The sequence below is a fragment of the Geomonas silvestris genome, assembly GCF_014193515.1.
Lineage (GTDB): Bacteria > Desulfobacterota > Desulfuromonadia > Geobacterales > Geobacteraceae > Geomonas > Geomonas silvestris.
This window is the reverse complement of the sequence record NZ_BLXX01000022.1, coordinates 1-25,105: the sequence shown is the minus strand read 5'-3', so window position 1 is coordinate 25,105 and position 25,105 is coordinate 1. Positions and strand designations below refer to the sequence as shown.

21 protein-coding genes are annotated in these 25,105 nt (G+C 61.7%); 10 read left to right on the top strand and 11 right to left on the bottom strand.

All coding sequences use genetic code 11. The features are described 5' to 3' along the window. Window positions 1-20: 20 nt before the first annotated feature. Together GMST_RS21055 and GMST_RS22490 are read left to right on the top strand one after the other, a co-directional pair. Window positions 21-1,496: an Ada metal-binding domain-containing protein gene (locus GMST_RS21055; protein ID WP_183356683.1), complete on the top strand. Its 1,476-nt coding sequence runs from the start codon at window positions 21-23 to the stop codon at window positions 1,494-1,496. Continuing rightward, window positions 1,493-1,990 (top strand): methylated-DNA--[protein]-cysteine S-methyltransferase, encoded by a 498-nt coding sequence (locus GMST_RS22490; RefSeq protein ID WP_183356682.1) that lies wholly within the window; start codon window positions 1,493-1,495, stop codon window positions 1,988-1,990. The genes GMST_RS21055 and GMST_RS22490 overlap by 4 nt, the downstream gene beginning before the upstream one ends. On the opposite strand, the gene GMST_RS21045 is transcribed toward GMST_RS22490, so the two are convergent. From GMST_RS21045 to GMST_RS21015, 7 genes are all read right to left on the bottom strand, one after another. Further along, complete coding sequence (locus GMST_RS21045; RefSeq protein ID WP_246399987.1) at window positions 1,987-2,571, bottom strand: thermonuclease family protein; 585 nt, start codon at window positions 2,569-2,571, stop codon at window positions 1,987-1,989. The two genes, GMST_RS22490 and GMST_RS21045, sit on opposite strands and share 4 nt — an antisense overlap. A gap of 58 nt (window positions 2,572-2,629) precedes the next feature. Then, entirely contained in the window at window positions 2,630-3,901 is a 1,272-nt protein-coding gene (gene hybB, locus GMST_RS21040; RefSeq protein WP_183356680.1) for a Ni/Fe-hydrogenase cytochrome b subunit, read from the bottom strand. Window positions 3,902-4,120: 219 nt separating this feature from the next. Continuing rightward, entirely contained in the window at window positions 4,121-5,071 is a 951-nt protein-coding gene (gene cysK, locus GMST_RS21035; protein WP_183356679.1) for a cysteine synthase A, read from the bottom strand. Between the two features lie 149 nt (window positions 5,072-5,220). Beyond that, window positions 5,221-6,288, bottom strand: a complete 1,068-nt coding sequence (locus GMST_RS21030; RefSeq protein WP_183356678.1) for a sulfate/molybdate ABC transporter ATP-binding protein — start codon at window positions 6,286-6,288, stop codon at window positions 5,221-5,223. 6 nt (window positions 6,289-6,294) lie between these two features. Further along, window positions 6,295-7,176, bottom strand: a complete 882-nt coding sequence (cysW, locus tag GMST_RS21025; protein ID WP_183356677.1) for a sulfate ABC transporter permease subunit CysW — start codon at window positions 7,174-7,176, stop codon at window positions 6,295-6,297. A 308-nt stretch (window positions 7,177-7,484) separates the two neighbouring features. Next, the gene (gene cysT / locus GMST_RS21020; RefSeq protein ID WP_183356676.1) at window positions 7,485-8,315 is read right to left on the bottom strand and encodes a sulfate ABC transporter permease subunit CysT; all 831 of its coding nucleotides are present in this window, start codon (window positions 8,313-8,315) and stop codon (window positions 7,485-7,487) included. 152 nt (window positions 8,316-8,467) lie between these two features. Then, window positions 8,468-9,463: a sulfate ABC transporter substrate-binding protein gene (locus GMST_RS21015; RefSeq protein WP_183356675.1), complete on the bottom strand. Its 996-nt coding sequence runs from the start codon at window positions 9,461-9,463 to the stop codon at window positions 8,468-8,470. Window positions 9,464-10,073: 610 nt separating this feature from the next. Here GMST_RS21015 and GMST_RS21010 point away from each other — a divergent pair. The 4 genes from GMST_RS21010 (at window position 10,074) to mnmA (ending at window position 13,372) form a co-directional block, all read left to right on the top strand. Then, a complete protein-coding gene (locus GMST_RS21010; protein ID WP_183356674.1) occupies window positions 10,074-10,889 on the top strand; it encodes a HesA/MoeB/ThiF family protein in 816 nt (271 codons plus the stop codon). Between the two features lie 129 nt (window positions 10,890-11,018). Further along, on the top strand, window positions 11,019-11,984 hold the full coding sequence (locus GMST_RS21005) for a ferredoxin-like domain-containing protein (RefSeq protein WP_183356673.1): 966 nt from the start codon (window positions 11,019-11,021) through the stop codon (window positions 11,982-11,984). Further along, window positions 11,972-12,193, top strand: a complete 222-nt coding sequence (locus GMST_RS21000; RefSeq protein ID WP_183356672.1) for a sulfurtransferase TusA family protein — start codon at window positions 11,972-11,974, stop codon at window positions 12,191-12,193. The genes GMST_RS21005 and GMST_RS21000 overlap by 13 nt, the downstream gene beginning before the upstream one ends. A gap of 87 nt (window positions 12,194-12,280) precedes the next feature. Then, on the top strand, window positions 12,281-13,372 hold the full coding sequence (gene mnmA / locus GMST_RS20995) for a tRNA 2-thiouridine(34) synthase MnmA (protein ID WP_183356671.1): 1,092 nt from the start codon (window positions 12,281-12,283) through the stop codon (window positions 13,370-13,372). Window positions 13,373-13,443: 71 nt separating this feature from the next. On the opposite strand, the gene modC is transcribed toward mnmA, so the two are convergent. From modC to GMST_RS20980, 3 genes are all read right to left on the bottom strand, one after another. Then, window positions 13,444-14,499 (bottom strand): molybdenum ABC transporter ATP-binding protein, encoded by a 1,056-nt coding sequence (modC, locus tag GMST_RS20990; RefSeq protein WP_183356670.1) that lies wholly within the window; start codon window positions 14,497-14,499, stop codon window positions 13,444-13,446. Between the two features lies 1 nt (window position 14,500). Further along, window positions 14,501-15,184, bottom strand: coding sequence for a molybdate ABC transporter permease subunit (gene modB / locus GMST_RS20985; protein WP_183356669.1), 684 nt, complete (start codon window positions 15,182-15,184; stop codon window positions 14,501-14,503). 334 nt (window positions 15,185-15,518) lie between these two features. Continuing rightward, window positions 15,519-16,322 carry a hypothetical protein gene (locus GMST_RS20980; RefSeq protein WP_183356668.1) on the bottom strand — a complete coding sequence of 268 codons (804 nt, stop codon included), beginning with the start codon at window positions 16,320-16,322 and terminating at the stop codon, window positions 15,519-15,521. Between the two features lie 649 nt (window positions 16,323-16,971). On the opposite strand from GMST_RS20980, the gene GMST_RS20975 reads away from it, so the two are divergent. Further along, the gene (locus GMST_RS20975; RefSeq protein WP_183356667.1) at window positions 16,972-19,560 is read left to right on the top strand and encodes a PAS domain S-box protein; all 2,589 of its coding nucleotides are present in this window, start codon (window positions 16,972-16,974) and stop codon (window positions 19,558-19,560) included. 206 nt (window positions 19,561-19,766) lie between these two features. On the opposite strand, the gene GMST_RS22340 is transcribed toward GMST_RS20975, so the two are convergent. Next, window positions 19,767-20,381, bottom strand: coding sequence for a carbohydrate binding domain-containing protein (locus GMST_RS22340; protein ID WP_246399982.1), 615 nt, complete (start codon window positions 20,379-20,381; stop codon window positions 19,767-19,769). Between the two features lie 558 nt (window positions 20,382-20,939). On the opposite strand from GMST_RS22340, the gene GMST_RS20965 reads away from it, so the two are divergent. From GMST_RS20965 to GMST_RS20955, 3 genes are all read left to right on the top strand, one after another. After that, window positions 20,940-22,535, top strand: a complete 1,596-nt coding sequence (locus GMST_RS20965) for a methyl-accepting chemotaxis protein (protein ID WP_183356666.1) — start codon at window positions 20,940-20,942, stop codon at window positions 22,533-22,535. Between the two features lie 425 nt (window positions 22,536-22,960). After that, entirely contained in the window at window positions 22,961-23,191 is a 231-nt protein-coding gene (locus GMST_RS20960; RefSeq protein ID WP_183356665.1) for a hypothetical protein, read from the top strand. 878 nt (window positions 23,192-24,069) lie between these two features. Beyond that, a complete protein-coding gene (locus GMST_RS20955; RefSeq protein WP_183356664.1) occupies window positions 24,070-24,450 on the top strand; it encodes a hypothetical protein in 381 nt (126 codons plus the stop codon). Window positions 24,451-25,105 lie beyond the last annotated feature (655 nt).

The window sequence follows — 25,105 nt, the reverse complement described above, 5'->3', positions numbered from 1 at the left end:
ATTTCCCGTATGCTGCGGTCATGGATGAACTTTTCGCCACAACACTGCACCACGCGCTGAGCGCACGGGATCCCCGCTACGACGGGCGCTTTTACTACGGCGTGACCACGACGGGCATTTACTGCCGGCCCATCTGCCCGGCCCGCCCGAAACCTGAGCATCTGCGCTTTTTCAAAAGCAAGGCAGAAGCCGAACGGGCCGGCTTCCGCCCTTGCCTGAGATGCCGGCCGGACCTCTCCCCCAGTTGCAGCCAGTGGCAAGGTACCGCAGCGGTGGTCGCCCGGGCACTCGCCATCATGGAACGCGACGGGGCGGATTCCGAATCACTGACGGTTCTCGCGGAGCGTCTGGGGATCAGCGACCGTCACCTGCGGCGGCTTTTTAGGGAACACCTGGGCGCCTCGCCGATGGAGGTTGCCATCTCGCGCCGGTTGCACCTGGCCCGCCAGCTCCTGACCCAGACTTCGCTGAGCATCACCGATATCGCCCTGGCCTCGGGCTTCAATTCGCTCAGGCGCTTCAACGACGCCTTCACCGGCACCTACCGCCGGACTCCCAGCGACTTCCGCAAATCCGCGCCGCAGGATCCCGCTCGTCACGAGACCATCACGCTGCACCTCCCCTACCTGCCCCCCTACGACTGGGACACCATGCTGCGCTACTTCGCGCGCCACGAGGTCTTCGGAACGGATACCGTCGAAGACGGCTCGTACCTGCGCCAGATCGCTTCAGCGCAGGGACCGAGCCTCCTCAAGGTCCGGAATCGCCCGGAAAAGGCGTGCCTCGAGGTTTCTCTCACCCTGAGCAGCTTCTCCCAGTTGCGCGGCGCGGTGGCCGCGATCCGGGGGGCCTTCGACCTCGACCACAACCCGCTGCTGCTCGCTCCCCTTTCCAGCGAGGGTACGGTTTCGGCAGCCCCAGCCCTGGCGGATGGAATCCGCATTCCGGGCGCCTTCAATCCCCTGGAGAGTGCCGTCGGCGTTATCCTCGGCCAGCTGGTCTCGACGGCCCAGGGGCGGCGCAACCTGCAAAAACTCGTGGAGCGCTTCGGGACGCCGCTCCCCGCCCCCCTGCACCCCAGGCTGACGCACCAGTTCCCGAGCGCCGAAGTGCTGGCCCGCGAGGACCTGAGCGTCCTCGGCTTCACCAAGGTCCGTGCCGCGGCCATCAACGAACTTGCCCGCGCGGTCCTTGAAGACCGTCTCACCCTCTCGCGCAGTTGCGACCTTACCGCGACCCGCAAGGCCCTGGCCCAGATCCGCGGCATCGGTCCCTGGACCGTGGAAATGATCGCCCTGCGCTGTCTGGGAGACACCGATGCGTTCCCCGCGACCGACCTGGTGCTGGCGCGGGCACTGGCGGCCTCGCCGCTCAGCGCGGACGAACTGCGTCCCTGGCGCGGCTACCTGGCGCTCGCCCTCTGGAAAAGGCAGACCTCCAGCGAGGCGACCGACCAGGCAGCACCGGCCATCGGGCCGGAAAGGAGCCTGACATGAACCTCTATCGCACCACCTGGCTAAGCCGCATCGGCCCGCTGCACCTGCTGGCCGACGACAACCACCTGCTCTGCCTGGCCTTCGACCAGAACCTGGAAGCTATCCTGCAACGATTAAACGGCGCGGCGGCGCGCCTGGAGAAGAATCTGCTGCTGAACCGGGTCTGCGGGGAGCTTGCGGAGTACTTCGAGGGGAGCCGCACCTCGTTCAGCGTCCCGATTGCGCCGCAGGGAACCGCGTTCCAGCTGAGGGCGTGGGAGGCGTTGCGCCGGATCCCCTACGGCACGACCGTGAGCTACCAGGTCCAGGCCCGGGAACTCGGCGCGGCGGGTGCGGTACGCGCCACCGGAACGGCCAATGGCCGCAACCCGATCGCCATCATCGTCCCCTGCCACCGGGTGGTGCGCAGCGACGGCGGCATCGGAGGGTACGCCGGAGGTATCTCGGTCAAGAGGGAACTGCTTGAATTGGAGGCGCGTTCGAGAAAGAGCTAGGGTGAGTAGTGACGGGGGTTGACGCGCAGCTTGGGCTTGAACTCCCAGGGGGGCTGCGGTGCATCCTGGTCCCAGAGGCCGACCCTGCGGGCCCGGGCCCGGCGTTCGGCAAAGAGGTAGGCGTGAAAATCGGGGCCGGTGACCAGTTTCTTGTAGGCCCAGGCCCACCCTTCGGCAACCATTTCCAGGTTGATGTTGCGCCCGTCCAGGTAGACCACGGCGAGGGCGAACTGACGCTGTTCCCGGTCCTGCTGCAGGACCACGGTGCGGCGTATATCCACCCGCACCATCTGGTGCAGCACCTTGAGGGAGAGGGCTCGAAAGGCCTCCTCGGCATAGGGCTGGCCGGGTTTGGACCACCCGGTGAACTTGTCGACCTTCGCGGTTTGAGGGGTGGCAATGCCGTAGAGACGGACCTTTATCTCGGTGCCGAAGGAGTTGACCGTAATGAGGTCACCCTCCGAGATACCGACCACCAGCCCTTCGATTATCGAGTTGGGGGGTGTTTCAGGCTGGGCGAACGCCGGAGCGGCCACGGCACAAAGCAGGCAGATAAGCAGAATTGTCCTACAGAACCGCACTATCAAAAGCCCTCCAACTGAAGGTCACCTGCGTGGAATCGCGGCTCATCCTAGCAAATCACCTGCGGCATTGCAATGCTTCAGGCGCCTGTTGCGCTACCTCGCGCTGCGCTGCGGGATACTCGGGAAATTCCGGCAGCATCTTTATGAGCAGCTGGTAGCAGAGCACCTCGAGGGAGACGATCCCGACCGGGATCATGACTTCGGCAAAGGAGGGGAAATAGTGCCACCCGGCACCGGGGTCGAACCCGATCAGGTAGACGTTGAAACGGTAGAGCCCGCCCCCCAAAAGGATGAGCGCCGCGGAGATGAAGAGCCAGCGGGGTGAGCGCCGATATTCACCGCTGAAAAGCGGGGCCGCGCCCACAAGGAGCAGGAAGAACTCGGCCAGGAAGAACCCTGAATAGAAGTCGCCGTGGAACACCGCCGAGACCTGGTCGCGCTGTACCAGATCCCCCACCCGTATCAGGAACCAGATGCCGGTAAGCCAGGGGACGAAGCGGGCCAGTTGGGCGAGTTCGTCGGTGTCGTACTCGCGTTCGAGCACCTGCGAGGCGACGAGCGACTCGAGGACCACCATGCCGTAGCCCAGGTAGATGCAGTTGATCAGGAACAAGAGGGGCAAAAAGGCGGTGTGCCAGATCGGGTGCAGCTTTGTGGAAGCGATCAGCATCAGGGAGCCCAGTGCCGACTGGTGGATGGTCGGCAGAAAGATACCCACCGCAACAACCCCCCTCAGCAGCCGGTTCAAGCGGCGCAGCACCCGGTCGGGGTCTGCCGGATGGTCGCGGCGATCGATCAGAAAGCGGGACAACAGGCGATGCCAGCGGCTCTCGCGGTTGCCGGTCTCCAGGAGCCTGAAGAGCCCCGGAAAATACTCGAGGGACTGGGCCACCAGGAAACCGAGCAGGCCGATGGCCAGCTGGAACAGGGCCGAACTGGGCTGCGAATGGGTCGGCACGAAGAACCCGTAGGCGTTCCAGGGGCGACCGATGTCGACGATGACCGAACTGGCGGCGAGGCAGGAACCGAAGAGACTGATCAGGATGGCGGACTTGATAAGCGGATGGAAGCGCCAGTTGTTGCGGATGTAGAGCAGCGCGGCAACGGCATAGCCTCCGCAGGTGATGGCGGTACCGATAGCGACGTCGTAGGCGACCCAGATCCCCCACGGGTAGCCGTCGCTCAGGTTGGAGACAGCGCCGATCCCTTTGGTGAAGCGGACTCCGATGAAGTACAGGCCGAGCAGCGACAGACCAAGCAGCACGAAAAACGGCTTAGTCAGGATCCGCCTGTTACTCCGGGAATATCCCTTGTTCCGCCCCAGCATGAATCCTCCTTGACACCCCGCGCATATTACCCGCGGAAAGGACATACTGTCAACACTACCTGTCAGGAAATCACCGAAATCGCTCACCTCGTCCCCCCTCCCCCGCCTGTGTCACGGGTTAACCGGTGGCAAGCCGGCTTCGGTTCGGCCGCTGCAGCCACACTAAAAAAAAGCCCCGGTGAGTTCCGGGGCTTTTTTTGCGTCAGGTTGAAGGGGGATCTAGGCTTCGTCGAAGAGCGCCGTTGAGAGGTAACGCTCGGCCAGGTCGGGGAAGATCACCACGATGGTCTTGCCGGCGAATTCCGGGAGGTTTGCCAGGCGTACAGCAGCAGCGGCCGCCGCACCGCTGGAGATACCAACCAAAAGCCCCTCCTCCCGGGTCAGCCGGCGGGCGAACTCGAGGGCCTCGTTGCTGTCCACCTGCTCGACGCGGTCTACCAGGGAGAGGTCGAGGGTATCCGGGATGAAACCGGCGCCGATCCCCTGGATCTTGTGCGGGCCGGGTTTCAGCTCCTGGCCGGCCAGCTTCTGGGTGATCACCGGGCTCTCCTTCGGCTCGACGGCGACGGCGATGATCTCTTTTCCCTTACTCTTCAGGTAACGGGAGATGCCGCTGATGGTGCCGCCGGTCCCGACGCCGGAAACGATGACGTCGACCGCGCCGTCGGTGTCGGCCCAGATCTCCGGACCGGTGGTCTTCTCGTGGATCTCCGGGTTCGCCGGGTTCTTGAACTGCTGCGGCAGGAAGTAGCGCTGCGGGTCAGAGGCGACGATCTCCTCGGCCTTGGCCACGGCCCCTTTCATGCCGGCGGACCCCGGGGTCAGGATGAGCTGCGCGCCCAGGGCTGCCAGCACGCGGCGCCGCTCGATGCTCATGGTTTCCGGCATGGTCAGGGTCAGCTTGTAGCCGCGCGCCGCCGCCACGTAAGCCAGGGCGATACCGGTATTGCCGCTGGTCGGCTCGACGATCTCCACCCCGGGTTTCAACACGCCGCGTGCCTCGGCATCCCAGATCATGTTGGCACCGATGCGGCACTTGACCGAGTAGGCCGGATTGCGCCCTTCGATCTTGGCGAGCACGGTGGCCTGGGCTCCCTTGGTGACGTGGTTCAGTTTCACCAGCGGGGTGTTGCCGATGGATTGGGAATTGTCTTGGTAAATGCGGGACATGGCGTAGTTCTCCTTTCAGATGGTGGTCTAAACCGCGCCGGTTGCGAGCCGAGCCGGCTTTGTAGAAAGATTCTGTATCTTTATATTTATCCTGCAACATTGTCAAGTAGATTTAGATTTTTACTTGACCTGTTCGCTGTGTTTTAAAACTAGATCTGGTAGTCCTCGGTGAAGACCCGGATCTTGCGTGGTCGGGCAAAGACCTTCTCGCCCACGCTCAGGCGCAGCCGGTCGGCTACGTCGCGTGCGAGATCGACCTCGATGCCGTTGCCGTCGACCAGCGCCAGGTTCACGCGTACCAGGGGCCCCACCGAGAGCACATAGCGAACCTCGGCTTCCAGGGCGCCGAGATCCAGGGTTTCCCGCTCGATCTCTATGTCGTGCGAGCGGACGTAGCCGAGCGCGGGGGCATTGTGGGCCGTGGCAAATTCCGGAGAGGCCAGCTCCAGCCCGGCCATGCGCGCCTTCCCTTCGTGTACCCGCCCCTGAAACAGGTTCACGTTGCCAAGGAAATCGAAAACAAAAGGTGTGGCGGGATGGTCGTACACCTCCGAAGGGGTCCCTTGCTGCTCGATGCGGCCCTGGTTCATCACCACGATCCGGTCGGCAACCTCGAGAGCCTCTTCCTGGTCGTGGGTGACAAAGACGCTTGTCACGTGAATCTCGTCATGCAGGCGCCTGAGCCAGCGCCGCAGCTCAAGGCGCACCTTGGCGTCCAGTGCGCCGAAGGGCTCATCCAGCAAAAGCACCTGCGGCTCGACGGCCAGGGCGCGCGCCAAGGCGACCCGCTGGCGCTGCCCGCCGGAGAGCTGCGCGGGGTAACGGTCCGCCAACTGTTCCAGCTGGATCAGCTTCAAAAGGGTGAACACCTTGTCCCGGATGTCCAGTTTCGTCGGGCGGATTTTCTTCGGTTTTACGGTGAGTCCGAAGGCGATGTTGTCGTACACCGTCATGTGCCGAAACAGCGCGTAGTGCTGGAACACGAACCCCACCTTGCGCTCCTGGACCTGGCGGTTGGTGGCCTCTTCGCCATTGAAAAGGACGTGCCCGCTATCCGGTGTCTCAAGGCCGGCGATGATGCGCAAAAGGGAGGTCTTGCCGGATCCCGAAGGCCCCAAGAGGGCAACAAGCTCCCCTGAAGGCACGCTGAGGCTCACCTGGTCGAGCGCGGTGAAACTACCGAAATTCTTTGTGATGCCAACGATATCTATGCTCATCTTGTTTTACCTTTCGGAGCCCGGCGTCGCCAGGGTTTGGTGGATCTTCCATTCGGCAACCGTCTTCACCGCAAGGGTCACCAGGGCCAGCAGTGCCAGGAGCGAGGCGACGGCAAAGGCCGCGGCGTAGCTGTATTCGTTGTAGAGGATCTCCACCTGCAGCGGAATCGTATTGGTCGCGCCGCGCACGTGCCCTGAAACCACCGAGACGGCCCCGAACTCCCCCATGGCGCGGGCGTTACACAGGATGACGCCGTAGAGGATCCCCCACTTGATGTTTGGGAACGTGACGCGGAAAAAGGTTTGCAATCCGCCTGCCCCCAGGGTGAGCGCAGCCTCCTCCTCGTCGCGTCCCTGCGATTCCATGAGCGGGATCAGTTCCCGGGCAACGAAGGGAAAGGTAACGAAGATGGTAGCGAGCACGATTCCAGGAATTGCGAAGATGATCTTGATGTCGTGCGCCTGCAGCCAGGGTCCCAGGCAGCCTTGCAGCCCGAAGATCAGCACGTAGATGAGGCCCGAGACCACCGGCGAAACCGAGAATGGCAGGTCGATGAGGGTGATAAGCAGACTCTTCCCGGGAAAGCTGAACTTGGCGATGCCCCAGGCCGCGATGATGCCGAAGAGGAGGTTCACCGGCACGCAGAGCGCCGCGGTAATGACGGTGAGCCGGATGGCGGACAGGGTGTCCGGTTCCTTAAGAGCCGCCAGGTAAGCGTCCCACCCTTTCTCCAGGGCCTGAACGAAAACAGCCCCCAGCGGCAGCAGCAGAAACAACGCGATGAACCCCAGCGCCACTGACGTCAGCAGCACCCGCACCCAAACCGGTTCCGAGACGTTCGAGCCGTTCTTGCCGTTTTTCCTGTTCAAGCTTGCAGCTACGTTCATAAGAACCTCTAAGGCAATTGACAATTGATAATGGACAATTGACAGCTAAATGCTGAACGAGTGGGAAGGGTAGTTCCCACATAAGTAGTTCCAATCAACGCCAACAACTTCAACAATTTCCCCTCTACGATTGCCAGGAACCGCCACGTGTATTTCCCTATAGCTTATTAACAATTGGACCTACGTTCTCCCCTTTGCGAAGGGGAGACAGAGGGGATTTAGCACTACAGTTTGGTCGATACGTTTTTAACGCACAGCGGGAACAGCCAGCCTTTCGTTGTCAATTGTCCATGGTCAATTTGTTCAGGTCATTCCGCGTATCTGCGGCTCCACTTCTGCAGCATGTTGATAGATAAAAGCAGCAAAAAGGAGACGAGCAGCATGACGGTGGCTATTGCGGTGGCGCCGGCGTAATCGTACTGTTCCAGTTTGGTGATGATCAAAAGCGGTGTGATTTCGGAGACCATGGGCATGTTGCCGGCGATGAAGATTATGGAGCCGTATTCCCCGACCGCGCGGGCAAAGGCGAGCGCAAAGCCGGTCAGGATGGCAGGCAGCATGGTCGGGAGCAACACCCGGTAGAAGGTCTGCCAGCGGCTCGCCCCAAGGCAACTGGCGGCCTCCTCGATCTCCTGGTCCAACTCTTCCAGTACCGGCTGCACCGTGCGCACCACGAAGGGAAGTCCGATGAAGATCATCGCCACCATGATGCCCAGCGGTGTGAAGGCGACCTTAATGCCGAGCGGCTCCAGGCGCGAGCCGAGCCAGCCATTGGCAGAGTAGATGCTCGCCAGCGTAATGCCGGCAACGGCGGTAGGGAGGGCAAACGGAAGATCGACCAGGGCGTCGATGAGCTTCTTGCCGGGAAAACGGTAGCGGACCAGCACCCAGGCTACCAACACGCCAAACACGCCGTTCACCATGGCGGCAACCAGTGCAGAGCCGAAGGTCACCCGGTAGGAGGCGAGAACCCGGGGAGCTGCGACGGCCGTAACGAACTGGTCCCAGCTCAAGGTCGCCGTCTTGAAAAAGAGGGCCGACAGCGGTATCAGAACGACGACGCTCAGGTAAAAGATGGTGTAGCCAAGCGATGGCCCAAAGCCGGGCAGTACCGCATTCTTTGATCGAGACAGTCCCATTGCCCCTTCCTTTCTTATGTAGCCGCTGCAGCACTGAAACCGTGGCCAGCACGGGCTTCTGTCGACCCCTGGTGCTCGTTTAGCTCCTTGCGAGACCCCGCAGTTCGTCACCCGCCGTTGTCACGTGTCCATCGCCAATTGTCAATTGAGCCTCACCGTCTTTTACCGTAAATCTGATCGAAGATGCCGCCGTCGGCGAAGTGCTGCTTCTGCGCCTTGGTCCAACCGCCGAAGGCGCCGTCGATGGTCACCAGGTGCAACTTCGGGAAGCGGTCGGAGTACTTCGCTGCCACCTTCTTGTCGAACGGCCGATAGTAGTGGCGCGCCGCGATCTCCTGTCCTTCGGCAGAGTACAGGAACTTCAGGTATTCCTCCGCCACCTTCCTGGTCCCCTTCCTCTCCGCTACTTTGTCGACCAGCGCCACGGGCGGCTCGGCAAGGATGCTGATTGAAGGAACCACGATCTGAAAGCGATCACGGCCCAACTCATTCACCGCCAGGTATGCTTCGTTTTCCCAGGCGATCAAAACATCCCCCATACCCCGTTGCACGAACGTGGTAGTTGCCCCGCGTGCCCCAGAATCAAGAACCGGCACGTTACCGTAGAGCCGGGTAACGAAGTCCCGCGCCGTGGCCGCGCTCCCCCCCTTTTGCCTGAGGGCGTAGGCCCAGGCCGCCAGGTAGTTCCAACGCGCGCCACCCGAGGTCTTCGGATTGGGCGTAATCACCTTTACCCCCGGCCTTACCAGGTCGTTCCAATCGCGGATCTTTTTCGGATTTCCCTTGCGGACCAAGAAAACGATGGCCGAGGTGTAGGGGGAACTGTTGCCCGGTAACCGCTGCTGCCAGCGCTCCGGCAAAAGGTGGGCTTTCATCTGGATTTCATCAATATCGTAGGCCAGTGCCAGGGTCACCACATCTGCCTCGAGGCCGTCGATGACCGCCCGTGCCTGTTTCCCGGACCCGCCGTGGGACTGCTTGATGATCAGATTCTCCCCTGTTTTACGCTTCCAATCCCGCGCGAACGATTTATTGATCTCCTGGTAGAGTTCCCGGGTCGGATCGTAGGAAACGTTCAGCAATTCGACCTGCGCGCCCGCAAGAGCCGGCATCAAAACCAACAGCGCCGCCACTATCAGTTGTCTCATCAGGAGAACCCTCTTCACCTTGGTTAGTCTATAGTTTTAGTAGCCTGAAGCTTCAAAAAAATTAGCGCTACCCAACGCTAAGTGATTATACCGGATTTTTCCGGGTATACCGCCGTCCGGCGACCTTTCGAGAAGTCTCCGAAACTACGGGAGGTTCTCGCAGCGCGAATACCAAGGTTCACACCTCAGCAGCGAAGGTAGCCGCACAAGCCCATTAGTCGATCAACTTTGTGGGCTAATGACTAACACTTTTACAGCACCAGTGTCAAGTACCTTTTTACACATTCACTAACATCAGGCTAAACTTTACAGGCCCACCTCCACACCCCATAGAACAGTACCTCGACACCCCGATTATCAGCACAGATGATGCCGAGATGCCACAAAAGGTTACTCGTTCAGCAGGTTACCATTCCGATTCATTTGCACACCATAACGATGTGCTTTCTTTTTTTACTTCTTGACAGTTTTACTCTTTATATCTAATCTCAGCACGATTCTGAGCCTGGCCAGAGCCTGCACCCCTGAAAGGGGTGTCTTTCTCTACGGCATCACAGACATAAAGCTGTCCAGGAGGATAGGTGAGCGATACAAGAAGCGGGGAGGCACGATGAGACTGACCGAGGACCAGATCACTCGGTACTCGCGCCACATCCTGCTCAAAGAGGTGGGAGGCAAGGGGCAGCAGAAGCTGCTCAATGGTAAAGTGCTGATCGTCGGCGCCGGCGGCCTGGGTTCACCGATCGCACTCTACCTTGCGGCAGCCGGCATCGGCACCATCGGCATAGTCGATGCCGACAACGTGGACCTCTCGAACCTGCAACGCCAGGTGATCCACTTCACCCCGGACATCGGCAAGCCCAAAGTACTCTCGGCCCGGGAAAAGATGATCGCCATCAACCCCGACCTGAACATCATCACCTACAACACCTGGGTCTCCGCCGCCAACATCGCGGAAACGATCGCCAACTACGATTTCGTCATCGACGGAACGGACAACTTCGCCGCCAAATTCCTGATCAACGATGCCTGCGTGTTAACGGGGAAGGCCTACTCACACGGCGGGATCCTCCAGTTCGACGGCCAGACCATGACCGTCGTCCCCGGTGCATCCCCCTGCTACCGTTGCATCTTCCCGGAACCGCCCCCCAGAGACGCCGTCCCGACCTGCTCCGAGGCAGGGGTGATCGGCGTGCTCCCCGGCGTGTTGGGATCCCTGCAGGCGACCGAGGCGGTCAAGTACCTGCTGGGAGCCGGCGACCTTTTGACCGGACGCCTGCTCACCTACAGCGCGCTGCGCATGAAGTTCCGGGAGATTTCCCTCAAGAAAAACCCCACGTGCCCGATCTGCGGCGAGCATCCCAGCATCACCGAACTCAGAGACGAGATCGACGCACTGCCCGCCTGCGAGCTGGGTACCAGGTAAGCGCAGAGCCCTCTGCGGAGGAAGTCCCCCAACTGTCGACGCCTTCCCCAAAGGGGGGTCCGGAAACGAGCACCCAAGCGGCTCAGCAAGTACCAAGATCCGCTGAAACTTCTTTTGCCAGGAGAGCACGTGGCTAACCCGAAAATCGATCTGAAAAATTTGAAAGCCGGCGGTTTCATCAAAGAGCGCGGCAAGGACCTCTTCACGGTGCGCCTGCGCGTCCCCGGCGGCCGACTCTCGGTGGACCGCCTCGCGAAGATCGCCCAGGTGGCGCAGAAATACGGCAAGGGGTACGTGCACTTGTCCGTGCGCCAGTCCATTGAACTGATCAACATCCACTTCGCCGACTTCGACACCGTGGTGGCGGAACTGGGAGAGGAGCAGCAGAAGGTCGCCTCCTGCGGCGCCCGTGTGCGCGTCCCGACCGCCTGCGGCGGCTGCGAGTACAATCCGAACGGCCTGGTGGACACCCAAAAGGCGGCCCTCGAGGTGGACGCCAAGCTCTTCGGCACCGCTACCGGGCACCACAAGTTCAAGGTCTGCTTTGCCGGCTGTCCCTTCGACTGTCCCAAGTCGGCCATCAACGACGTCGGCTTCCAGGGGGCCATCTGGCCCAAACTCGACGCCGGAGCGTGCATCGGCTGCGGGCTGTGCGCCAAGTCGTGCACCGAGGGGGCGCTCGCCATGGGCGAGGACGGCAATCCGGTCTTCACCGGCGAAAACTGCATCTACTGCGGCGACTGCGTCAAGGTCTGCCCCACTTCCGCGTGGGAGGTGGAAAAGCGCGGCTACTCGGTGCGCATCGGCGGCAAGTGGGGGCGCCGCCCCTTGGTTGGCACCCTCTACGCGACCTTCCTCCCCGAAGAGAAGGCGGTCGACTTCATCGCGGCCGTGCTTGCCTGGTACCAGGAGAAGGCCGAAGGCGCCGGCCGGGTGCGTCTGGGGGACATCATCATGAGGGAAGGAACCGCGTCCCTGCTGGAGAGGCTGCGCCAGGATTTTGCCGAGTATCTCCTGGAGGAAACCATCCCGCCACAGGTGATCGACACCCAGCTCCCGCTCAGGGCTCAGGAGGAAAAGACATGCAAACGGTAGATCTGCGGGGGGTGACCTGCCCCACCAATTTCGTGAAGGCAAAGCTGGAACTTGAGGAAGTCGAGGTGGGAGCCACCGTGGAATTTCTCCTCGATGACGGAGAGCCGGTGAAAAACGTGCCGAGAAGCCTGAAGGCCGATGGGCACAAGCTCCTCGGGTTGAAAGAGACCAACGGCTACTACGTGCTGACCCTCGAAAAAGCGGAGTAGTCTCCCCCGCCGTCCCATCAGGGCCCTTACGTCCTTTAGGTCCATCAGGTCGAGTTGGCCACAGCACGAGAGAAGGAAGCAGCAACCATGTCAGTCACAGCAGATAAAAAGCGGGTTTTGGTAGCCATGAGCGGCGGCGTCGACTCCTCGGTCGGCGCCGCGTTGCTCAAAGAACAGGGACACGAGGTGATCGGCGTATCGCTGCAGCTCTACGAGCGTCCCGAGTCGGTCAATCCCGGCGGGCGCACCTGCTGCTCGCTTACCGACGTGATGGATGCGGCCCGGGTTGCCAAGCGGCTCGGCATCCCCTTCGAGGTGATCGACCTGCGCCAGCGCTTCAAGGAACTGGTGATGGACAACTTCGTCGACGAGTACAGAGCCGGCCGCACCCCCAACCCCTGCGCCCGCTGCAACGAGCGGATCAAGTTCGGCATCCTCTTCGACATGCTCGCGGGGCTGGGCGCCGAGCTCTTGGCGACCGGCCACTACGCCCGCATCGAAAAGGACCCCCAGGGGCTCTACCAGCTCAGCAAGGGGCTCGATCCCGGCAAGGATCAGACCTACTTTCTCTTCGGGATGCAGCAGGAGCACCTGGCCCGCACCATCTTCCCGGTAGGGCACCTTGAGAAACCCCAGGTGCGCGAACTGGCCGAGCGCTTCAACCTCCCCACCGCCCGCAAACAGGAGAGTCAGGAGATCTGCTTCATCCCCGACGACGACTACGTCCGGTTCCTAGAAGAAAACGGCATCCCCGCCCGCCCGGGGGAGATCGTCGACGCAAGCGGGGCGAAGCTCGGCAGCCACGACGGCATCCACCACTTCACGGTGGGCCAGCGCCGCGGCCTAGGGATCGCCTGGCGCGAGCCGCTCTACGTCACCGCACTCGAGGCCGAGAGCGCCCGGGTGGTGGTAGGCCCGCGCCCCGAACTCCTGCGCCGCGCCCTTTTGGCCGACCAGGCAACCTGGACCGGCGCCCCGATAAGCGGCGTCTTCCAGGGAAGCTGCGCCATCCGCTACCGGCAAAAGCCCTTTCCCTGCACCGCCCGGTTTCAGGAGGACGGCCGGCTCATGGTCGAGTTTAAAGAGCCCCAGCACTCGGTCACCCCGGGGCAGGCCGTGGTCCTCTATGACGGCGACCGGGTGATCGGCGGTGCCTGGATCATCGCCCCCGCGGCCTAGCCTTGGCGCAGGTTCGATCAGTGGGCCGGAGGCCTTGGCGGAAGTTCGAACTGTAGTGCCTTAGCGGAGGCTCAACCCAGCCGCCGGAAGGAGGCCGCCTTGATCACCGCGTAGATCTCGCTGCGGGCCTGGATCGCCAGTTCGTCGGCCGCCTGCACCACCACCTCGGCCACCAGCTTTCGCCCGCCGCAGCCGAGCTCGACCCCCACCTTGTTTCCGGAGGGAAAGGTGTCCAGCACGGTGCACTTCAAAAGGTTCCGCGCGCTGATCGCCTCGGGGTGCTTCTTGAACAGGATGATATCCCGCGAGGAGAGCTCGAACACCGCCCGCGGGGCATCGTCCCCCGCCGAGACGAAGAGTTCCGTGTCACCCCAGCCGTAAGCGTACATCCCCCCCAGCCGCCGCTTCAGCTCCACGTCCAGAAGGTTTATGTACCCCACCTGGCTTTGCCCCATGCGCTGCCGGGCGAGCTCTTCCGGCGTCATCTGCCCGGCGATCCGCCCCCCCGCCACCGCCAGCACCTTTTCCGTCATGAGCCTCACCTCGATGAGCGAGTGGGAGATGAACAGGTAGGGGATCCTGAACTCCTCGCTGGCACTTTTCAGGTAGGTGATGATCTGGAACTTGAGGGAATCGTCCAGCGCGGAGAGCGGCTCGTCCATGAGTAACAGCCGGGGGTTGGCGAGGATGGCACGCCCCAGGGCTACCCGCTGGCGCTCGCCGCCGGAGAGCCGGTTCACCCCGCGCTTCAGGAGCTCCTCCAGCCGCAGCACCCCGATCAGGGTCTTGAAGTCGATGCGGCGGTGCTCCGGGGCGCAGCGCCGGTAGCCGTAGAGCAGGTTCGCCTCCACGCTCAGGTGCGGAAAGAGGCAGGCGTTCTGGAACACGATCCCGACCCGGCGCCGCTGCGGCGGGAGGTCGATGCGCCGGCTCGAGCTGTACAGGCAGTCGCCGTCCAGCCAGATCTCCCCCTCTTCGGGCTGGGACAGTCCCGCCAGCAGGCTCACCAGGGTCGACTTGCCGCAGCCGGATTGTCCGAAGACGCCGATCGCCTCGCCGCTTGTGGTGAAGTCCGCCGCGAGGTCGAAGTCCCCAAGCCTCTTGCGCACCGCCATGCTAAGTTCCATCTCAGTCCCTCCGGGAAAGCCTGCTCCCCAGCGCCTCGTGGCAGAAGAGGACCAGGACGGACAGGGCCACAGCCACGAGGCAGAGCGCCAGCGCGGCCCGCTCGCTGCCGGGGGAACTCGCGTACTCATAGATGGCCAGGGGAATGGTCTGGGTGACGCCGGGGATGTTGCCGGCGATGATGATGGTAGCTCCGAACTCGCCCAGGCTTCGGGCCAGCATGAGCGAGGACCCCGCCAGGATGCCGTGCACCGAAAGGGGAAGGATCACGGTGAACAGCGTGTCGATCGAGCGCGCCCCCAGGGTGCGGGAGGCCTGGATCAACTGCCGGTCGATACCTTCCATCCCGATGCGGATGGAGCGCACCAACAGGGGAAAGCCCACCACCGCCGAGGCGAGCACCGCCGCCTTCCAGGTGAAAATGAGGTTGAGGCCCAGGAGATCGCACAAGGGGGCGAGAAAACCGTTTTTTCCCAGGGAGATGAGCAGCAGGTAGCCGATCACCACCGGCGGGAGGGTGAGCGGCAGGTTGACCAGCACCTCGAGAACCACCTTTCCCCTGAAGTTGAGGTAGGTAAGGACATAGGCATAGAGAAAGCCCAAGGGGAGGCTCAGTGCGGTGGCGACCGCGGCGACCTTGATCGACAGCGCGATGGCGTCGAAATCTGCAGGGGTGAGTGACAACATGGATGGCGTCCGCCTTTGCCTGCGAAAGCTCTGCCCGGTACCGGTGCGGCAGGAAACTCGTTGATATCACAATCGGGGCAGAAATGGGACAAAAAGCTCCGGCACGGTAAACCTCTGGTAGCAGGTTTCGTTCCAGCCTCGCGGGCTTGCCGGCGTCTCCCCTTACTTCGGCAGGTTAGCCGGCCCGGCCGCACCCTTCTCTTCTGCTACCACCGGAAAGACCTCCCGCTTCTGCCTTTTTCTTGGGCAACGCAAGCTCCGTTGAAACGGCACAAAAAAACCGGCACCTGGTTCCAGGTTGCCGGTTCTTGTCCCTGCGGCGGCAGTCGGGGGATCAGAAGCTGTAGGCGAGCTTCAGGGAGAAGAGGTGCGCCTCCGAGTCGGGCTGGAAGGCCTGGTTGTTCTGGACGACGGCACCGGGGATCGCGGAGAGCCTCGTGGTGGGAACCTTGTCGGATTCGCCGAAGCGCATCCCCTCGTACTCGACGCTCAGGGCGAAGGCGCCCCGTTTCACGCCGGCTTCCGCAAACGCCGAGGGAAGCGACTTGGGCTCGGTCACCACGTCGCTGTAGCCCGCGGAGGCGAGGCTTACGTGGTTCCTGGTGTACAGCGGCAGCAAAAGGCCCGCCTTGGCAAAGACGGTGTGGGCGCCGACGCCGACTTCGGAGCCGACCCCGAGCTTTGTGTAGATACTGTTCCAGTCCTCGCCGGAACGGGTGCGGATCCAGAACTTGTGCCCCACCCCGACGAAGGGCTCGAAGGAGAGGCTGCTCGTTACGGGGAGCCTGAAGCCCAGGGAGACCTCCTCCCGGGTCCCGAGGTAGGAGGTGTCCGATTCGATCTTGGTGGTGTTGGTAAGATCGTGCCCGTCGTAGTTCAGGCTGCCGCCCCAGACCTCGGCCAACTCGGCCAGGTTGAGCCCCCCGACCTCCCCCTTGTGGGCGACGCCGGCACCGAAGAGGGCCCCGGTCTCCTTCACGAAACTGGCACCGTTCAGCTTCTCGTCCCAGGTGAAATACCCCGACTTGAGATAAACGGAGACCTCGCCGGCTTGGGCTGCCGCGGAGGCGCCTGCGAGCAGCAGAAGCACGACAACGGCCAGCAGAAGCGAACGGAAACGGGAATCGGAAGTTTTCATGACTGTCCCCCTTGGTGTGCAGTTACCCGGGGAACTTCAACATCCACTCCAGAATCTACCGCTTGCGTGCCGATGCGGATAACCGCCTGGATTCAATCGCGACTTCCCTACCCACCCCCTCCCCTATTGAAAACCCCTTTCACGAAGGGCGTGCCATCTCCCTGAACAGCACCCCTCAGCCGCCGCCCCGCTATCCGTCGTACTTTCTGCAGGTTACCGTTTTCTCCTCCACGGCCGCAGGCCCGGGCAGTTTTTGCACAGACACCGGAAAGCGGGCCCGCCGGGCCCTCACCGGCCCCCCCCCGAGGGAAAGGTTAAAATTCCTTGACAAGATTTCAGCGCCTTTATATATTTGCCGAACTTAATATGACACATTTTATGTTCTTGCAGTAATCGCCCGGAAATTTACTGGCAGTAGCAAGCTCTCGCGGTAACCTAAGTGAGTATCGACCACCAAGCCGCCACCGCTCAAAGTTAACCACGGCCTGCCTATGACACCGTCAAAGCGGCTCCGCACAGACTCCACTCGCCCATCCAGAACGCGCAGTGGCGGCGGGGACGCCAGGCGGCGCCCCCAAAAGCGTCTCCGCCCAGCGGACCGCGGCCCAGCACCTGGCACCCGGATCGTCACGGCTTCTGGAGGAGAAGAATGGGAAAACGGATGATGTCCAGGCTGCTGACGCTCTCCATCGGTGCGCAGATAAGCCTCATGGCCCTGATCCTGGTCCTGCCGGCCGCTGGCATCATCATGTTCTCCGGGCTCAAGCTGCGCGAGGCTGCCATGTCCGCCGCGGTGCAGGAGATCCGCAGCATCACCAACGGCATAGCCAACGAACAACAACAGGCAGCCGATGCCGCCGAGCAGCTGCTGAAAACCCTGGCCCAGCTTCCCGACATCCGCACGCACCAGGTCGAGAAGACCCGCGCCATCCTGCGCGATATCCTCACGACGAGCCCCGCCTACCTGAACATCTCTGCGGTGGACCGCGACGGCACGGTCTGGGCATCGGCCATCACCAACCAGCAGGTATCGGTGGCGGACCGGCGCTATTTTAAAAACGCCCTGGCCAGCGGCCAGTTCTCCTCCGGGGAGTACATCGTAAGCCGGATGGCCGGGCGCCCCACCCTCAACCTGTGCTACCCCTACAAGGATGCCTCGGGCGCCATCGTGGGTGCCCTGACCATCGCCTTCGACCTGGACCGCCTGGCGCACGCTGTGGCTCACCCGCAGGGCATCCCCTGCCGCTATCTCCTCGTGGACCACCGCGGGGTCGTACTCGCCTGCAGCGACCGCTCCGGGCGGGAACTCGGCTCGGCGGACCCGCCCGGCGCCCTGGCACGCATGCAAGGCCCGGAAGACCACGGCTTCTTCATCGCCAAAGGAGCGGACCGGGCCGAGCAGGCCTACTCGTACCGCCGGCTCACCCTAAAGGGGGAGACCCGCCCCTATCTCTACATCCGCGCCGGGGTCCCGGTGGCGAGCACCCTCTCAAAGGTGAACGCCATGCTCGGGCGCAACCTGATCCTCTTCATAACGAGCCTCGTCTGCGCCCTGGGCGTTGCCTGGTTCATCGGCAAGCACTCCATCATCAACCGGGTCGCGGTGTTGCGCGCGGCCTCGCAGCGCCTGGCCGGCGGCGACCTCAAGGTGAGGGTCTCTGAGCTTCTGGTCGGCGGAGACCTGGGGCAGCTCGGCAGGAGTTTCGACGAGATGGCGCACCAGCTCGAGGCCCGGGAGCGGGAACGGGACCTGGCGGACAAGGCCTTGCGCCGCTCGGAGACCCGCTACCGCTCCCTCTTCGAGAACTCCCTGTTCGGCATCGTGGCCGTCGGTCCGGACAACCGCTTTGTCCGGGTCAACGACACCTTCTGCCAGCTTCTGGGCTACCAGGCCGAGGAGCTGGTCGGGGTGATGGACTTTCTCCAGGTGACCCACCCCGACGACGTACCGCTCAGCCGGCAAAGTCACCAGGCGATGGTGCGCGGGGAGGTGCAGCGCTACACCATGGAAAAGCGCTACCTCACGAAGAAAGGGGACGTGGTGCACGTGGTGCTCTTCGTGGAGCGGCTCCCCTGCGAACCGGGGCACTGGGACGGCAACACCGCCTGCATCCTCGACATCACCGAGAGAAAGGAGAACCAGGAAAGGATGCGGCTTTTCTTCGAGCGCCAGGTGGTGGGGATGGCGATCACCGGGCCCGACAAGCGCTGGCTCCAGACCAACGCGAGGCTGCAACACCTTTTGGGCTATTCGGCAGAGGAGCTGACCGAGAAGTCCTGGGAGGAACTCACCCATCCCGAGGACCTGGAGAAGAGCCGGGAGTACTTCGACCGGATGCTTTGCGGCAAGATCGACGAGTACGTGATCGAGAAGCGCTACCTGCGCCGCGACGGCGCCACCCTCTATTTCATCATGTCCATCGGCTGCGTGCGCCGCCACGACGGCAGCGTCGACTACGTGCTCGCCTTGTACGACGACATCACCGACCGCACCAGGGCCGAGCAGGAGATCCTGCTCCTGCAGTCCTGCCTCGAGCAGCGCGTCCACGAGCGTACCGCACAGCTCGAGCTGGCGGTCGCCGAACAGGAGGCCTTCAGCTATTCGGTCTCCCACGACCTGCGCAGCCCGCTGCGCCACATCAACAGCTACCTGACCCTCTTGCAGGAGGAGTGCGGCCACCAGCTCCCCGAGGCGGCACTGGACTACGTCAGGCGTTCGCGCCAGGCCAGCGTCAAGATGGGGCACCTGATCGACGACCTGTTGGAGCTGTCGCGGGTGAGCCGTTCCAAACTGGTGAAACAGACGATCGACCTGAGCGCGCTCGCCGCGGACATTGCGGCAACCCTGCGCGAGAGCGATCCGGGGCGCCGGGTCGCTCTCGAGATAGCTCCCGGTCTTAAGGCCCGCGGCGACAAGATCCTCTTGGGTCAGGTGTTGGAAAACCTGATGGAGAACGCCTGGAAGTACACGGCACGGTGCGAGAACGCCCGTCTGAGCTTCGGAACGGTGGAGACCGGCGCGGCGCACACCTTCTACGTGCGCGACAACGGCGCCGGTTTCGACATGGCCTACCGGGACAAGCTGTTCGGCGCCTTCCAGCGCCTGCACGGCGAGGAGTACGAGGGGACCGGGATCGGGCTTGCCACCGTGAAACGGATCATCGAACGCCACGGCGGCGAGGTCTGGGCGGAGGCCGCCCCCGAGTTCGGCGCCACCTTCTACTTCACCCTCCCCTGACCCGGCAGGTCCGGCAACCGGCAGCAGCGGTAAACTGTCGCCCCCAAGTTGCGAACCAAGTCTCATCTAGCCAAGGTAACTGTCTTTTTGTAGCCCGCCTGTGCAGCATACCAATCCAGTCATCCCCAAGATTTCCCGATCAACAAAAAAAGGCGGCCCCGATGCGGGGCCGCCTTTTTCGTGCCGTTTAGCTATTTCCGGTTGGATCACCCTTCCCTGCGCCTTTTGGTGTAGATGGCGAGGCAGAGGACGCCCGTCCCAAGAAGCAGCAGGGTGCCCGGCTCGGGAACCGGATTGGCAACCGGCGAAGGCGGGGGGGGCGGCGGGGTCAGGTCGAAGACCGACACGTCGTCCAGGTACTCGTACCCCGGGTCGTCCCGGAAACGGAACTCGAGAAGCGTCATGGTGGAGGTGGCGGTTACGTCGTAGACGTACTGGGTCCAGGCCGTAGAGAAACTCTTGGTGTTGCGGCGGCTCACCAGGTTCTCCTCGCCAAAGGAGGCGGAGAAGAAGTTGGGGGGCGCCTTGGGCTGCAGGAACCAGAACGAAATCTCGTAGGTGTCGCCGACGACCGTACTGAGAAGCTGCGACAGCACGCCGTTTGAGTGCACCGGCCCGAGCGCGGCTGCAGAACTCCCGAGGTGGGTGGTCGTGGACTCGACCAGGGTGGCACCCGTGTTCCCGGAGAGCGTCCATCCGGCAAAGTTTCCCTGCTCGAAGCCGCCGTTTGTTACCAGATTGGGAAGCGCCTGCGCAGCAGGGACTCCCGCAGCAAGAAGCCACGCCAGAAGTACCACAAGGGTTGTCAGATGTCTTCGCATAAGTTCTCCACTGCAACGGGGGGAGGCGAGTACGTTTCCACTACCCGTACTGTAGCAATAGTGGTGCCCACGCCCAACTTTCAGTATATCCGCCGGCTTCCCTTTTGAGGCACGCTGGAAAGTCCCCCGAGGACTGTAAAAAAATCCGGCAACTGTCGGCTTCCTTTACAGCGACGCGACACTCCCCTTCGGGTCACCTCGCCAGTCGAACCCCTCTCCGCCGGCTGTTTGGGTGCCGCAAACCTGCACCCAGTGCGGACCCACGGCGTAAGCCTGCGCCTTAACATCGAGTAGTCTTGCACTTACAGTCCCTTTCCCATCGGGCGATACCCGCCTCGCACGCCCCTGAGTGACTTCTAGCTCATTAAGCATTCCGGTTTCAGCTCGAAAAGATGTCGGTTTGTGTATTTTTGTCTCAAGATTGGCGCTAAGAACCCGATAGTCTCATTGAGTCACGACGCCACGACCCACCTTTCCCGTTCCTGCTGCAATCGTCGGCGCCAAATGCTTCGCACCCAGTCTATGCAAGAATGCATTCCCCACGAGAGGAAGCTTAATATGAACATCAGCAAAAAGATCTTCACTGCCAACGTCGCCATCGTTCTCGCGGCCACCTTCACCACCTCGACCATCTCGCTGGTCGTAACCAAGCGGGAGATCTCCCGCCAGGTGAACAACTCGCTCACCTCGCGCAGCAAGGCATTCCGGGAACTGGTGGTGAGCAAGGGGCCCGTTCGCCTGGTGGATGGCAAATTGATGGCCGGGGAGGTGACCCTGCAGGGGAACAACGACCTGGCCGACAAGATGAAGGACCTTTTCGGCGGCGAAGCGACCATCTTCCAAAAAGACGTGCGGGTCGCCACGACCATCAAGAAGAACGACGGCAGCCGTGCCGTGGGGACCACCCTGCAGGGTCCGGCCTACGAGCCGGTGATGACCCGCGGCGTCCCCTACTGCGGCGAGGCTCCCATCCTGGGTACGCCCCACTTCACAAGCTACCTCCCCTTGAAGGACGACAAAAACGAGGTGATCGGGGTCCTGTTCGTGGGCGAGAAGAAGTCCGAGTACCTCGCCGTGTTCGACAGCCTGCAGCACTGGGCCATGTGCATCTCCTTCGTGCTGGCCGGGGTGCTCTCCCTGGTCGCCTACCTGGTGCTGCAGCGCGCGCTGGTGCCGCTGCGCAAGCTGATCGCCACGCTGCAAAACGTCGCCGAGGGCGACGGCGACCTGACCCACCGCCTCGAGGTGAGCCCGGACGAGATCGGGGTGGCGAGCCGGCTCTTCAACGTCTTCATCGAGCGGGTACAGGCGATCGTCGTAAGCGTCGCCCAAAACAGCGACCAGGTGGCCCACGCCGGCGGAGAGCTCAAGGCGAGTGCGGGGCAGGTGGCGCGGACCACCGAGGAGGTCGCCGAGCAGACCGTCACCGTCTCCACGGCCGGGGAAGAGATGGCCGCCACCTCGGCCGACATCTCGCGTTCCTGCCAGCGCGCCGTGGACAGCGCCCAGCACGCCTGCGAACTGGCGAGCGCCGGGGTTTCCGACGTGGAGCGCAGCATCCGGGACATGCAGCGCATCAACAGCAAGGTAGACGCCACCTACCAGAGCGTTTCCGGGCTGGGGGCCAAGTCCGAGGAGATCGGCGCCATCATCGGCACCATCCAGGACATCGCGGACCAGACGAACCTCTTGGCCCTGAACGCCGCCATCGAGGCGGCACGCGCCGGGGAGCAGGGTCGCGGTTTCGCCGTGGTGGCCGACGAGGTGCGCCGCTTGGCCGAGCGGACCACCGAGGCGACCAAGGAGGTCGAGGCGACCATCCGTTTCATCCAGGCCGAGACCGCCCGTTCCGTGGTGATCATGCAGGAGAGCGCCGAGGGTGTGCACCGCGGCACCGCCGACGCCGAGAAATCGGGCGAGAGCCTCAAGGAGATCCTGAACCAGATCAACTCCGTAACCATGCAGATCGGCCAGATCGCAACCGCAGCCGAGGAGCAGAGTGCGACGAGCCGCGAGATCAGCAACAACGTGCACCAGATCACCGGCAGCATGCAGGGTGCGGCACAGGCGAACCGCGAGTCGCTTGCAGCGGTCGAGCGTTTGAACCATCTGGCCGGCAGCCTCAGGGAGCAGATCAGCAAGTTCAGCTTCTAGAGATCAAAGAAACCGGCCCCGGTGCGCCGGGGCCACGGGGGAGTCGGCACAAGCCGGCTCCCTTTTTTTCGCGGCGAACGGCAAAAAACGAAAACCTATCCTCCGTGGCTGACCTGCAGTTTTTGCCTTCGGCTTTTCCGTGGTATGATCAGCCCTCACTGTTCAAGAGCTAAACACTGCGCAAGTTCTGAACAGACAGCGCTCTCCTTCTTCGACTTCGCGCCCCCCTTCCCTGCTCAATTTAGTGCGTCTTATCTTGCAGTTACCAATTTCCCGAATCGTGCGCCAGCTAGGTGCGTATTTTGAATGGGTGGGTATACTTGCTCCAAAAGGGGGCGAGTGATGTGGACCTGAAAAAACTTCTCAAGTTTTTCCACGCCGGTCCGATAAAGGACCGAGACAATCACAATCCAAGGAGCCACCCCATGAAGGATACAACGACCATCGCACCGACCAGCACTTCGGCACTGAGCTTCAGTTTGGCCAACCTGCCGATCGGGTGCCTGCTGGTCCTGGCAAGCCTGCTCGCGCTGGCCGGGGGCATTGCCACCTCGGTTCTCTTCTTCGGGCTGCTGCTACTCTTCTCGCTGTTGCTGATGAGCAGCCGTCAACTGAGCGTTCGCACGGTACCGGTGCCGGTCCCCCCTGGGGAATAAACTCCGCAACTAAGGCAGTTAAAGTTAAACGGCAGGGCCTCGATGGCCTTGCCGTTTTTTTTTACTGAAAAGCGATCACCATAGAGGACACAGAGGCACGCAGAGGAAAATCAACGGCGAACCACCCGAAAATCTTTGCTCGCGGATCATGCGGATTTCCGCGGATAAACCGCCTGAGACTAAACGTTTAAGTCTCGAGGTTTCGACTTTCAGGTTTTACCCAATGTTTCAGGTTTTATCCCTTTCATCCCGTTCATCCCTGTTTAAGTTTCCCCCAAACGCTTTCAAAGGTTTACCCGTCACATCCGCACAATCCGCCTGATCCGCGTTCAACGGTTCACCGGTCGGCAACCGCAACCTTCAGGGGGCCAGCCAAAGCGGCGGCACCTTTTTCGTTGAGGTGGTCGCCGTCCAAATAGAAACCGCGGGTGACAAGGAGCACAGGACCCTGTTGTTAGATTTTCCCGGCTTCAGCACGGGTACGGTCTCAATCGTTAGCGCCTAGGACCAAACGGGATAGAGGTTTTCCTTGCCGTACCTGTTCCTCGGTTTTTCCTTCCTCTTTTTTCCCTCTGTGAACCTCTGTGGTAAAGATGCTGGCTTCGGCCTCCCTCCGAGAGCATTCCGTGACCACGCTGCTCAATTCTTGAAAGTTAAATATATCCAACACTATGCGCGTTCATGGTGGTAACGCGGTGTGCACGCGAGGTGCAGCAGGCGGATAGCCTGGACCTGCCCCGAAGCCCCCGTACAGACCTACAGGTACAATATTCACTAATATTTTCAGCATATTGACAAGCTCACGGCGGAGTTGGCATCGTTATTGGATTAGTTATTTCAAACAAAGCGATGTCACACCAACCAACAGGAGGAACGTCATGAACGAACTCAAATTCGACACAACCGGGCCCGAAGTAAAATTTCTCGCGAAAGCCAAGGTTTTCCTCGACACGGTATTCACACTCAAGGTATTCAAAGAGGATTGGCGAGAGGACAAACTGGGTTCGCGGGACGTGCTGCAAACGGCCCGCGACTGGTACCAGCAGACCTTCGAACGCGGCCTCACCGGAAACAGGTACGACATAGCCGCACGCAACGAAGCGCGTAAAACCCTGGGCGCACACATTCAGAAGATCCTCTACTACGTGGCGATCATTGCGGAGGAAAGCGACATACAGGTGCTGTTGGCCTCAGGGGTGGTCACCAAAAAATCAAAGGTAAGGGTACGCAAGACGGTAAAACTCGCGCCGGCCGCCTAGCAGCAGGAACCTTGCGCCACCACGCACCCCACTTCTAAAACCTAGCGGTGTTTTCTCGAAGTCTCCCCACCCGACAGTTCCAGTTCCCTGCAAAAGGACCTGGGGCTGTCGGTTTTTTACTTTCCGGCTCCAAATCCCCAGCAGAGATCCTTCCGTTTTTAATCTTCTCCCATTTACTGATGTAGGGGGCTCTTTAAGCAAAGTGACCTCTCCTTTAGCTTAAAAAAGCAGATCACAGTCCCTCGGACCGGTCCGAACCATCCCTGACACCTTGCCGCCAAGGGATTCGTCCCGCATTCTTAGCAAAAAACGCTGCACGCAGGCAAATGCCCTCCTTTTTAGCGAATAACCAAGGGCGTTTCCCTCGCCATAGCGGTCCCGGTTTCAAATGAAAGCGGTGATTAGCTTAACTATGATGGCAGTTAGCTTAAAAAGACCCCGTTTAGCTTAACGGCGGGATTTTTAGCTTAACTCAGGAATAACAGGCTCCATCGCGAAGATTTTGGCCTAACCGCGAGGACGCTCAGTGGATCTTCCCCGATCTTGTGGACAGTCCGAAAAGCTGCTAAAACCGGCAGCACGGAGGGACTGTCATGGCAAAGAAGAGGAAGACGTATTCCAGGGAATTCAAGGTTGAAACGGTTAAGCTCATCAC